11 protein-coding genes and 1 pseudogene are annotated in these 12261 nt (G+C 55.4%); 1 reads left to right on the top strand and 11 read right to left on the bottom strand.

Features of this window, described 5'->3' with window-relative positions; all coding sequences use genetic code 11:
* Positions 1–57 precede the first annotated feature (57 nt).
* A complete protein-coding gene (locus ABD05_RS06025; RefSeq protein ID WP_238594096.1) occupies positions 58–336 on the top strand; it encodes a hypothetical protein in 279 nt (92 codons plus the stop codon).
* A 16-nt stretch (positions 337–352) separates the two neighbouring features.
* On the opposite strand, the gene ABD05_RS06020 is transcribed toward ABD05_RS06025, so the two are convergent.
* The 11 genes and pseudogenes from ABD05_RS06020 to drmB form a co-directional block, all read right to left on the bottom strand.
* Positions 353–817, bottom strand: a complete 465-nt coding sequence (locus tag ABD05_RS06020; RefSeq protein WP_238594095.1) for a hypothetical protein — start codon at positions 815–817, stop codon at positions 353–355.
* A 299-nt stretch (positions 818–1116) separates the two neighbouring features.
* Positions 1117–2493 (bottom strand): hypothetical protein, encoded by a 1377-nt coding sequence (locus ABD05_RS37360; protein WP_148669057.1) that lies wholly within the window; start codon positions 2491–2493, stop codon positions 1117–1119.
* A 326-nt stretch (positions 2494–2819) separates the two neighbouring features.
* Entirely contained in the window at positions 2820–4328 is a 1509-nt protein-coding gene (locus ABD05_RS35780) for a TniQ family protein (RefSeq protein WP_082146053.1), read from the bottom strand.
* Positions 4325–5269 (bottom strand): TniB family NTP-binding protein, encoded by a 945-nt coding sequence (locus ABD05_RS35775; protein ID WP_238594094.1) that lies wholly within the window; start codon positions 5267–5269, stop codon positions 4325–4327. The genes ABD05_RS35780 and ABD05_RS35775 overlap by 4 nt, the downstream gene beginning before the upstream one ends.
* Positions 5259–7220, bottom strand: a complete 1962-nt coding sequence (locus ABD05_RS37355; protein WP_148669056.1) for a Mu transposase C-terminal domain-containing protein — start codon at positions 7218–7220, stop codon at positions 5259–5261. Before ABD05_RS37355 ends, ABD05_RS35775 begins: the two co-directional genes overlap by 11 nt.
* 13 nt (positions 7221–7233) lie before the next feature.
* The gene (locus tag ABD05_RS06000) at positions 7234–7863 is read right to left on the bottom strand and encodes a TnsA endonuclease N-terminal domain-containing protein (protein ID WP_238594093.1); all 630 of its coding nucleotides are present in this window, start codon (positions 7861–7863) and stop codon (positions 7234–7236) included.
* Positions 7864–8142: 279 nt separating this feature from the next.
* Positions 8143–8547: a helix-turn-helix domain-containing protein gene (locus tag ABD05_RS05995; protein WP_082146051.1), complete on the bottom strand. Its 405-nt coding sequence runs from the start codon at positions 8545–8547 to the stop codon at positions 8143–8145.
* Positions 8548–8863: 316 nt separating this feature from the next.
* Entirely contained in the window at positions 8864–9091 is a 228-nt protein-coding gene (locus tag ABD05_RS37350) for a hypothetical protein (RefSeq protein ID WP_148669055.1), read from the bottom strand.
* Positions 9022–9186: pseudogene (locus tag ABD05_RS35770) on the bottom strand (transposase domain-containing protein); the annotation flags it as partial. The gene ABD05_RS37350 and the pseudogene ABD05_RS35770, both read right to left, overlap by 70 nt.
* A 451-nt stretch (positions 9187–9637) precedes the next feature.
* Complete coding sequence (gene drmC / locus ABD05_RS05985) at positions 9638–10399, bottom strand: DISARM system phospholipase D-like protein DrmC (RefSeq protein ID WP_047899377.1); 762 nt, start codon at positions 10397–10399, stop codon at positions 9638–9640.
* Position 10400: 1 nt separating this feature from the next.
* Positions 10401–12260, bottom strand: a complete 1860-nt coding sequence (gene drmB / locus ABD05_RS05980) for a DUF1998 domain-containing protein (protein WP_047899376.1) — start codon at positions 12258–12260, stop codon at positions 10401–10403.
* Position 12261: the final 1 nt, after the last annotated feature.

Here is a 12261-nt window from a genome sequence, read left to right as displayed (position 1 = left end):
GCCGAACGGGTCAGCGGGAAAGCTATCGACATCGCAACGTATAGCACCAGGATCTATATGTTCAACCTCAAGCGCTTGCAGGATAAGTGTCTGCGTGAGTTGAGCGCGGTGGCCAAAATTTATTTCACGAATCGGCGCATCGAGAGTCGCTCGCTACGAATAGCGGACTATATGCGGAGGCACCGACTGATGTTGGCCGATGTCTTGATTCTGGACGACGCTCCGAAGGAATATGCGTCCGCCTCGGAACTGCAATCCCGCCTCGTCGTATGCGATCCAGCCCGCAGGATAGATGATCCTGCCATACTCCCACGGATTGATGAGTTCGTCTGCTAGGCGATCACAATCGATATCAGTCGGAGCTCGATTTCGTAGAATGCATGGACGACGCTCCGTCTTGCGTCGCGTAACGTAGGGCGCGAGCATCGTGTAGTGCGTGATGTCGACCGCCGAACTGCTTGTAGTAGGACTCCAGCCGACCCTGGTCTGCCTGATCACGCACAAGCAGCCCCTGCCAGCCATTCGGTACGCCATCGAGGATGTCTACAAGAAGGTCCCAGTCCCCAGGGAAGTCTATGCAGAAGATGCCACCCTTGAACGGTTGGAGCCATGCGAGGAGTGCCAGCCGGAGGCCCTCTCGAGAGAACACTCGATCCGGGTATTGACCTAGCTGCGGCAATACCGCTTCATGGACGAACGCGCTGCACGTGTTTCGATCGAAGTCGGCGCACTCGGCATAGAACTCTTGACCATCGTCGGCGACCAACGCAATGCTGATCAGATCGCAATTGATGAAATCGGTGAATTCGGTATCCACAAAAATTCGCATCGTCGTCTCACTCTTCTAGCGCCTAATTGATACATGAAGCGATCGGTGGTTCTGCCAGGCTCGGTGCATATAACGTCTCATAGAAGGTTGGCGCCTTTGCCAACGTGGCTTTCAGCGATCAGGTCGTAGATCCACCCGGATTGCGTTACCCCATGACTTGTCTCCGGATCATATTTCACGACGGAGGTGCGTGCCCGCCCGCTAACGCAATCGGGCGAGATGTCCAAATTCCCATTTTTGGCTCCTGACAGTAGGGCAGGTTCACACGACGCACGAAGACCAAGTTTTCATGCTTTGCTGCCTACATTGAGGGGAACTCCGATGTCAGCCCGTCTGCGGATCCAGTACTGTCGTCCGCCATCGAGGGATGGTCCCGAGACGATCTCAATGCCATGCTCCCTAGCCCAGGTAGGGGCTTGGCGGGCGGAGATCCCCATCGCTCTTGCCACCGTGGACAGCGGAAGAAATTGTTGGGAAAACTTCGTCAGTTCATCAGCGTCGACGATTCGCGCTACCCGGCGCCGCAGTTTGCCCATTCGAGTCCTGACGAGCCCTATGTTGATCAGGTGGTACATCACTTCCTGTTTGACACCGAGTCGACGGGCGGCTTCAACAATGGATATCTGGGAGCACGATTCGACCGGCATCTGCACGGCGGAGATCACGTGGCCACGGTCGGCAATAATCTGCCGCAACGCCGGCACCTTGTCTGACTCGACGACAAGTCGTACCACGCCGTTCATGAGATGGTTGAAGAATGCAACTGACGCTTCAACAGGAACATACAGACGCAAGGCCTCGGCTATGCTGACCGGATCGCCGACCGCCGGTACGTCTCGGACACCAGCCTCCACGATGTTGCTGAGCAGACGATCGATGGATCTCGTGTCGATCCTGGCCCCGTTTGAAGCAATTAACCCTGCTTGCGCCAGTGCTTGGACGCGTCTGGTAGACATTCCTGCGTAGCGGGCGGCTGTTTTCAGCGGGACCAGCGAACGCTGGGTATCCCGGAGGCGTTGCAGATCTTCGTCACTGATCGCAAACTTCTTTCGTCCAGCGCGAGTTCGCCTGACGGGTATGGTTTCGCCGGTTTGCTCAAGCATGTTGGCGATGGCTGGGTTGCGTGTGTTCCGCAGACAACGCGGGTCCTTATTCGCCCGACAGGCAGTGCCTTTTCGTTCCCAAAGCATCGTAAGTCCACGGTGCGATGAACTCGTAACGTATTTGTCCAGCACGTTCAGCATCCAACCGCGTTGAGCCTCATCTAACTGTTTGCGAAGTATAACTAACAAATTCGGGAAGACTTCCGACAGTAGGGGGACGTTTTTCACGCTGGCCTGAGGAGCACGAAGGCGATCAAGCAATTCAAAACAAGCAGACTGATCAGCGATCAACGGTGCGCCAACCGTCACCAGGAGTTGATCGACGTTTTCTGTTTGACGTGAGGCCTTCTTCAATGGCTTACCCTGAAGCCCAAACTGGGAGAGTGCCCCGAGGAAACGGGCGAGGTTCCAGCGCTCCGCAACAGACAGCAAGGCTGAATTCGAATCCGGCTGTTCGCCGAGCAGATTCAGGACTTCGACCGAGAACTGGTCAACGTTTGCGCAATGCAAAGATGCGCCGCACGAGCAAGTTGCGAAGCGAACCTGCTTCCAGTGCAGCATTCGGCGGCACACACTGCACGCAGAAGTAAGCCAGCATTGGTGAGCGAAGCATGCAGCCGGCCCGGTGTACCAATCCTCTCGCCAGTACGCATGCGGATCAGCGAGGCAATATGGGCACCAACGGGCGATACCGTGTGTCTTCGGCAAACTGTTTTCAATGCACACGAGCCAGTCAGGGTTGGACAGTCCGTTAACAAATGCAACCCGCAGGCGATAGCCAAGAAAACTTTCATCCACGTGGGCGAACGGGCGCACAAGGAAATGCCCTGCGAACAAGGCACTCCCTCGGGGGCGCCAACTCATGCTTTGACTTGGTTCGTAACCCATTATGTAAACAGTGACAACTGGTAACGTGTCTCAGTTTGATGCCGGCGTCGTGGTTGTTCAAGCTTCCGGAGTTGGTGCACTCGATTCAGTGCATGTTGCTCAACAAAATAAGCGGATAGACCAGGGTTTGTGAGATGACGGAAGATTGGGAGTTTGCCATCGAAGATTTTCATTAGGATGCCTATCAAATCAGCAAACAGGATCTGTGTATCAATGATTGATGCACAAAAAAGGGGATACAGTTGAGCGTCCACAGTGTCAAACGGCCGAGAGACGTCCTCGAGCCGTCGACATATATTGACGAGGCTACTCCGTTGAAAGAAGGTAAAGGAGCCGATCTGAACCTTACCTAACAAACCAACGGACACCAGCGCGGAGCAGCCTATTTTGTCGATATGAAACTCGCTCATCACGTGTTCGCGTGTGACGAGGGACGCATACCATCTGCGGCATGCTTCTACTTCTTGCAGAGGAAGAAAGGTGTAGTGCGCCTGGCCGCGCTGTACAAATATAGTGTCTGGGTACGTATCATTATTGATGAGGTACTGTAGAAAGCCAGCGGTGCACCCAATGAGCAATGCTGCTTTCTCGAAGCTCACGTACCCTTCGGGTACTGCATGTGGAGGATGAACAAGACCGCGCGTCGGTGTGTCTGGCCATTGCCGACCGTCATTAAGTAGGCGCATTCTCAGGTCGGCAATGGGAAGACTGGATAAGCATGTTGGCCGATCTGCCTCATCACCCAGTATGCGACGCAGGCATGCAAGCACGACATGGCGATGTTCGATCACCGCGATCTTATCGAGGAGTGTTCGAATTCCGTCGATGTTCGGCGTCGCCTGATATTGGAATTGTTCGGCAACCTTAGCCAAAGTGGTCGAGCGCGGAACACTAATCGGTAAGTATCCTGAATCGGCGGTTGTTCTTGCAATGGCATCGAACAGTGCCACCAGAAACAGGATGCAAGGGAGCTTCTCAAGAGCAGCAGGAATGTCATCCTCTATGATCGAGCGTTCGAATCCTGCCCACAATTGCTCGACATGCCGTCGTTCGCTTGGCATCGGGCACACCGAACCCGCCCAAAGCTGTTCGTCCGTCACATCCGTTACAAGATATCGCCCATCCTCCCTGTAGCCCCTCGTCATCACAGGTTCGGCGAGATCGTCTTTTAGTCGAATGTGGTGAATCGTACAAACCTCAAACAATTTAAGCCGCCAGCGCGATCGAATATGCCTCGACTCCGTCAGGCAGGCCGGGCAATATCGGATTTTCTTGCGGCGAGTGATCACGCTCCATCGTGGTAGAGCGCAGTCGTCCCAGATTGGGTACCCGTCAGGTTTGCTCGACACAGTGGCAGGAAGTGTAGGACGAAAGCGCTCAAGATCGGTCAGTAGCGGCTCACGAATTCCATTTGCTCTAATAACGCGGTAAAGATAAGTTTCAATCCACTCGTCAGTGAGCATCTTTGGACGGCATAGGGGTAAGATAGAAATATTGTTGCCGTTCATTTCGGCCCCTTGTCGGACGCAAACGGCTCACCGATTCGCACGAGTGGCGTTCTGATGAATGTTTTGTGGAATGGATTGCGGTCGTCTGGCGCACACGGATAGATGACCTGCCTGAATGATTCCGCCAGAATCAGATCAGTTAATCTGGGGCTGGGTTGCTCATATGCTAACTCGACAGCACGAACGAGTAGTCGTCTGATGCCCCGCAGTCGTCCATCCGTTGCAAAAGCAAACAAGCTAGTCACATCAGGGCTGGAGATGTCGATCGTTGGTAGATTTTTAAGAAATCCCTTGAAAGTCCTAAGTGCCGAACGAAATTCGAGCGCCGCGGGCTCGGGGTCTATGGACAGGCGCTCGATTTCAATGACCTCTCGAAACCGATCACGCAGTTGATCGTTTGTGTCGAGCAAGCGCGTAGTTCTGGGTATTCCGGCTAGCACGAACGACACGCGCGTCGCATCAACCAATCTCTTGATCCAATCGGCAGCGATGTGCAGCGTTTTCTCTCCTCCTCTGTCGATCAGATGATTGGCTTCATCGATGATCACGAGCCGTACATGACATTGCTTTATGAGAAATACCAGTCTGTCGGACAGATCAACCTCTCGTCCCATATTCCACTTCTGATCACCTAACGCCTTCAGGAGTGTGTGTGCAAGGGTTTTGGGCGTTGGGGAGGGACCGAGCGCCACGTACAGCACAGGCACCTCCGTGAATTCTTCATGTTCAATGGGGGGGTGCTTGTTCGCATACATCTCAAGCAGAGTTGACTTTCCAACACCGGATTCGCCGACTAGCATGATGTGGTCGGCTTCCTCGTTGACACAGTGGTAGCTGTGCACTCGATCCAGTGATGTCAATATTCGCTGCACGTGGGGAAAACGAATGAAATTCGTTCTGATCCTCTGAACAGTCGCGGCGCACATGATATTATTTTTCATGATGAACCTCGGTATTGATGGTTTCAACCTCAAATTCGATGAATTCATCGGAGTCCGGAGCAAATGTGTATTTCTGGACATCAATTTGTGAAGCAGGCGTAGGATGCTGATCGCGATTGATTGACTTTGACGTAGTATGAGCTTGGCGTGCACCGCGCTTGCGTTCTTTGAGAGTCTTCGAACGCATTGCATCGTTACTCATCTCCCGGATCGTTTCTTCACCATTTGCCCTGGTTCGTCTGTGAGCGTCGGAAGTCTTGTACTGGCTCTTCAGCGTCTTGGCTTGTTCGACCGTAAGGTTGTCGTAGCGGTCGTCGGTATTGGTGGCACGGAAGTACTGGTTTTCGATCGGATCCCATACGTAAATCACGCCAGCGTTTTCGTACGGTGCCTTGACGTGCACCTTTGATTTGGCCGGCATCATGCCCCGCAAAGCGAGTAACTCCGGAGAGGTGTAACGGAATGTGTTGAGATCGATGCCGTAGTGCTGTAGCGCGCATTCGGCATGTTCGCCAAGCTCAATGCTGAGATCGTCAGCATTGCATTTCAACAACGGGGGATGCGTGGCGGCACCTTCTTTCCAAACATCGATTGGCGCGCGACCGTCGAGGCCTTTGTGAGGTCGATGGTGGTAGACCTGCGTGATCCAGATATGGACCATCTCAGTGAGTTTCGTGAACGTGATACATGCTTCGTCTTCCGCCTTGAAGCCGATGCGTTGATGAATCTTGGCGAGGGTTGTGCCAGGAAGTTTGTGGATGAAGGAGTAGTTGAACGTTTTGAGAAAGCGCTCAACAAATGGCTTGTCGTTCGGATCACGGGATGCCGCGTACTCGCAGACCACCCCCAAGTTATTCATCGCGTCAACGACTGCCTCCGCATGCATTTCTCGCCCGTTGTCCATGAGTAGGCGTTCAGGCCAACCGTGGCATGGCCATTCGAGGTTCAACTCTGGGAAGCGTTCTCTCAAGTAAGTCTTGGGCATCATGGCGTGCCGCAGCGCTTCGAATACGGCATGAACGCCATGTCCAGCGGAACTAATGCAGAAGCCAAGAACGCATCTCGAAAACCGGTCGATGACGACTGTGAGCATCGGTCGATCGATGGCATTACCGTTCGCATCTGCGTATAGGAGATCTATCGGGGAATGATCTATTTCGACGATCTCGAGGATTCGCGATACTCGTCGTGCGCGGTGCTGATCAGCGAATCGGCGTCGAGCCTCGCGTATGCCAACGCGAGCCGCGTCTCGGTCGTAGGCAGCGATGTCGTGGATACGTCTTTGAACGGTCCTGAATCCTGGTACCTTGAGCCACTCGGTCTCGATACGTAAGGTGTTTTGCCGCTGGATCTCGAGGAACACCGCGTTGTGAACTTCTTCTGCCGTCCCCCTTTTGCTATTGAGGAAGACTGTCTCTATTTTTTCTTGGATGATGCCCTCCACGATCGGATCTAGCCTTGATTTCGCTTTTCCCCCTCGATGTTCCGCCCGATCGAAGAGGGCTCGGATATCGAACTTCGCGATGCGGAAACGGCGACGCCACCGATATATGGTGGTCTCATGAGGTGGCTTGGGATCGGCGAGATCTACCGAGACTTTTCGAATGGCTTTACGTAGTTCAGATCGACGACCCGCGAATGCGTCCATTCGATCCAGCATCGCTAGATAGTTGATTCGTCGACGAGTTTCGAAATCGCCCACCTCGCCTGCGGGTGTGTTGGCCTCCAACGCGCTCCCGAAAGTAGTGCATTTCGGTGGGCGTTGATACTGTTTGCTATTCGCTGTACGAAGATACCCACGCAAATACTCTTCCAGGAGCTCATCCTCACGATGGCTGGAGAACTCTCCCGTAACCTTGTTTTCCAACTGCGCGATGTCACCCTGTACGCGGACGATGCGGAACGAACTTCCGCCTCGGAAGACGATTTGATCCTTGATGAAGTTAGCCATGGTGAATCTCCATTTAGCGAATCGAGACAGGCAGAAGGTCGTCCGGGTCGCGCTTCATGATCCGGTTGAGCAGAGCATCGCATTCACGCTTGGCGACTTCCCATTGCTGCTGCACCTCAGTCGACGGATGAGTTCCGTGCTCGGGATCCCAGAGGGTCGCGTCGATGTTCGGCCGATACCTGCCGGGCATAGGGCGTGCTTTGAGGATTAGTTCGAGCTGGCGCTGAAGGTCGTTTGCAATGAGATCGCTTCGCAAAACAAGGTGGAAGCGGATGCCACGTTGCCGGAGGTATTTGGCTGCAGCTGAAACACGAGCGGCAGCTTGCGAGTGCTTGGCGAGCGACTTGTCATCCTTGACCTCAAGAAGCACCGTTCCAGTGTCCGCTTCGATCTTCAGATCCGGCGTGTAGCATCGCCGGTGTGCGCCGTCGAAATATTCAAATACTTGCGGCTGAGTTGCGATCGACTTGACTGAAGGGGCGACTTCCAGGAATCGCAGCGCCATCTCCTCAACGAGGCTTTCGTACTGCGCAGCCTTGGGTGATTTTCGGCTGGGGAATATGCCACGAGCACCGCGACCAGAAACGGTCACAATGCGGCGCGGCCGGCGTGATGGTGACGAAATCGATGATGATTCGGGCACGAGTTTGCTCCCTCGCGTCTGCAATAGACGCTCGCGATTGAGAAAGCGCGCCCCTTCAACAACTGTTCGTAGTCGAATCCGTCCCGAAGGGTGGCCAGTGGAACCCGGTATTCAACCAGAGGTTGTCGAATCCTGGGGAGGCGCGCAAATCGATGGGCAGCAGAAGGGCTTGACGCCGAGATCAGATCAGTAGAGACTCGTACTTGAGCGGTGACGAACTCTTTGTGGTTCTGATCCCAAAAGCGCTACTAGCCTTCTGGTTATGTGGCGCTTTTGCTTTTACATAGCTCCTCCACTATCGATGCTCACGGTTGATGCCGTGGCGTTCCGAATCTGAACGATCGCTGCATGTACTTTTGCGATCGTCTCCATGTCTGCTTCCGTCAGAGCTTGGTCCCCGACCAGGGCGGCTATGACTCGATACTTGTACAGCGGTAGCGGGTCGGATAAGCGCAGTAGACGCTTGGAGCTCTCTGCAACCTCCTCCAGCTCGAGCCGGCCATCTATATCCAGCGCTAGAGCTCGGCCCAACTGATCGATGAAGACGACGTCTCCGGGCGTACGAACTCCGCGTTCGATCGCACTGACGTACGCGTCGTCCACGCCGAGTCGGCGCGCGAGCTCGGTCTGTGTGAGCTTGAGCAATTTGCGGCGAGCTCGGACAAATTTTCCAAAGTCTGTCACGTGAGATTCAACGACAATGTTTCTTCGAATTTTTGCAGAATAAGATCGAGGAAAGCAGAGGTCAATGAGGGATGTTTGAGAAAATTCGACAAACAAAATAAAAACATTTGTTTGGATCGAAATAAATTTAAATTCAAATATTTTTTTGATCGCTCAGAAGTGTGAAGGCCTCTGAATTCAGAGCAGTCTTTTTCGATAGAGAGAATTCGACCGCTAGCATGCGAGACCCGTGGCCTATCACGGCTGGTTCTCGAGAGAAAAAATCCATTGCCGTATTCGCACGGCGCTCGGCTCCAGACGTGAGTTCGCAGCCAATTCACACCGGAGGCCGTCTGTTCAGCAGCACGATACCGTTCTCGCGAACGATCGTAAGTGCTGCTTGACTGCCGTGTTTCCACAGGCGGGGTGCGCGATAACAAAGGGGCTTGCGATCTTCGATCGGGATGGGAAGGAAGTCTGGCGCTGCAACGCCTCTTACGCTGAAACGCACTTCAGGTTTGAACCTGTTGAGTGACTGTTGCACCCGGCCTTGGTTATTCTCCATGCGAGCAGTTCGTCAACGCGGTTGATTGGGTGGTCTGCGATGCGCGTGCGCACGGCACGCAGATACGCCTCAGGATCGACGCCGTTGAGCTTGGCTACCGATCAGACTGTAGATTCCTGTCACGTCGTCGAGACTGTGCACGAGACGCGCTTACTGTAGATCGTGGAGGCGGGCGATTTCACCAAGCTCGCAATCTGGACGTGGGCGTCGCCCAGCGTGAGACGTTCGAGTGCCTGATCGGATCCGATCAATCCGCCGATCACCGGATCTTCGAGGAGGTTTCCGAGGACCAGCGCGGACTCAACACGCGCGGCGAAATGAGTGAACGTCTGCCAGCTATCGGCTCCGCCGCGTTGGCCGTAGCGGTGAGTCGGCCAAGATCGAAACGCGAGGTAGCGGACCGAGGGGGCACCGTAGTGACGCCGTCGAGCAACGTGCCGCCGATCGTCTGTCCGGGGAGCCTCAGGCCAAGCAGGTCTAGGCCGCCAGTGATGGTCGCACCACTGCTGATCCACTCGGGAGCTTGAAGGGCATTGGCGATCATTGTCAAACTGGGGAGACAATTTTCGTGTCGACGAGTGAGCGCAGGTGCTCATCAAGCAGCTTCGCAATGCGCCCACCAGAGATCAGCACGCCAGCCTCCATGTTCTTTTCCATGGCGTGCCCAGTAAGGTTCGCGCTGGTGATGAAGCACATCCTGCCGTCGGCTACTGCGACTTTGGCGTGGACGCGGCCGTCGGAAAACGGGTCGGCCTTGTCACGCCAGGCATAGAGTTTGGCGGCCGGAACCAGTGTTCTCATCTTGCCGATCGCATCGAAGGTGATGCTGCCACCGTGATCCTGGGACAACTCAAGCAGCATCAAGATGACCACGCCGCGATCAATTGCCGCGTTCAGTGCCTTGACGATTGTCGACACGTCGTAGGCCACGAAGCTGGTGATGAACAGAGACTTTTCAGCGGAGTTGATGACCTGCAGAAGGGCTTGCTCTGTTCGACGAGCCGAGACGAAAGGAGTCGTCGGGCCAGTCCACACGAGTTCGGTGGATTGCTCAGAAGCCGCTTTGGCGTAGACGTGGCTGGCAGCAAGAAGCATTGATGCCAGTTCGTCTGAACCGACCGTGGTGTTTTGCCAGGCTGCCGCAAGTTGCTCGACCACGGTGCTGGCCACCGGGGTTCCCACAACGCTCGGCAACGCCGAAGCGGCCTTGCTGGCATCAGTTCGACGAACGCGGGCTGCAACGGCCTGTACCTTTTCAGGCGAAACCAGAGAGACCAAGGCTGCAATAGCATCCAAGAGTTCATCCATGTCAGAAACCCTTGAAGAAAGCAGCGTCGGCGCGTTCGAGAGTTGGTATGAGCAGCGATCGATCCAGATAGCGATTGCCCCGCTCGCAAGAGGTCTCCGCCACTAGAGAGCACGCATGGCAAGCAGCCCCATGCAATGAGCGATCTTTTTCGGGGTCATGTTCCGAGCAGAGCGGATCGGATGAGCAGACCTTCGAACGATTCAGTGCTTGCTCCAGCAGGCGACCAAGGTTTTCTGGTTTGCCAAGATCTACGAGGCCGCCCAGTGTGCCGTCTGAATCTGCTGCTGCGGTGTAGATGAGGATGCCCGCCTGTGGGCTATCGCCCGATGTGTCGGCATAGATGCGCTCACGAATGCTCGCAGCGTTGTACCCGCACTCCAGAGCCAGCTCGCGAATCAGCAAGTGAGACAGCGTGTGCAGCATTGCATAGCGAATGCCGGGGTAGCCCTCGTTCGGGTCGAGATGACGTGAATTGCGCCATCCCTTATGACCACCACGGAGCATCTGGTCGACCTTCTTCACGCCATTCAAAGCCTCCCACTTGACTAGCGCGGCTTCGTCAAACTGCACGAAGATCCCTTCGCCATGAACCTGGTTGGCTGGGACCCAATCGGGCTTGTTGCGCGACAGGCTGGCCATTTGCGGGCGGTCATTCGGGTCGCCAGACTCTTCGGGGGCTTCGACCCGTGTGAAGCCCAGCAGAGCATTCACCTCGCGCAAGCGCTCAAGGAGCAAAACTCGACTGATATGGCCTCCGAACCCCGGTGGCGTGCCGACCTTCTTGCTCATGAAGTGTGGGTAGTCCGTGGGTGGGTTGGCCTCTGTCAGCACATCCCACTCAGGGGCCTTGATGTCGGCCTCACCCACTGCATCCTGTCCGCCACCGTTGCGGTACGCCTCGATGGCCGACCAGATCGACGCCGCCGGATATTTGTCGATTCCTGGCAGCGCCCCGGTCTTCTTCAAGGTCTTCACCGTCACCGACACTTCGGCTTCGGAATCAAGATCTTCAAAAAACTCCCAGCCATCCTGGATCAGTTGACTAAGCGGGTCTTTAGTCTGAGGAATCGCGAGCGCAGAGAGCGTGATCGGAAACCAGCTATTTGTGGCACCCAGCAGAACCGCGCGCGCTTCCTCGTCGCATTCGTTGTCGAAGTGATCCAGATGCGGATGGCGTCCTCGGCAACCCGGCAGATTCTCTTTTCCTGCCTTGCCGAAAGCGTGCGCCATGCTTCTTGATGCCCCACAGGCATCACACTTCACCCACAGGTTCTCCGTTTGTAGTGACGCGCCACTCTCGAAGAAGCGCAGCGTGCCCTTGCACGAGCTGTTGCCGCCATGGACGAAGTAGTGCCAAGGGAAGTCATCAAGGTGGCCGTCGCGGCAGGCCAGCAGGAAACGTGCGGGGACAGCATCCGCGTCCTTGGCAGGCTGGTCGCCTTTGGAGCCACGGCAGCCTTTGTGCACAAAGCGGGTTCGCTCCGGCCTGAAACGGTTCTCCTTAATCTCGAACAGACCAGCATCAAAGGGTGACAGCAGGCCGCATTTCACGCAGCGCATCCAGCGCGGGAACGGCCGCACCGGCACACCGATGTTGGCTTCAGCCGACCAGACGTCGACGAGTTCGCTTTTCTGGAATGGCGGCATCCGCAGGTTCTCGACCTGCGCACCCAGAACCTTCCGAACGGCAGCGAGAAGCCGTGCCTCTTGAATCGGCTGGCAGCGGTCTTTCTCCCATCTATCGATACCAAGCGTCACTACAGACAGGCTGGGCAGGTCGATCAATGCACCGGGTCCATAGGTCCACAGCAACTGGCTGGGGCGTACTTCTCCGACTGGTGTTTTGTTGTTGATGATCATG

This window comes from Burkholderia pyrrocinia (assembly GCF_001028665.1).
GTDB lineage: Bacteria > Pseudomonadota > Gammaproteobacteria > Burkholderiales > Burkholderiaceae > Burkholderia > Burkholderia pyrrocinia.
Note: the sequence above shows the minus strand (reverse complement) of the source record. Positions and strands in the feature narration are given on the sequence as shown.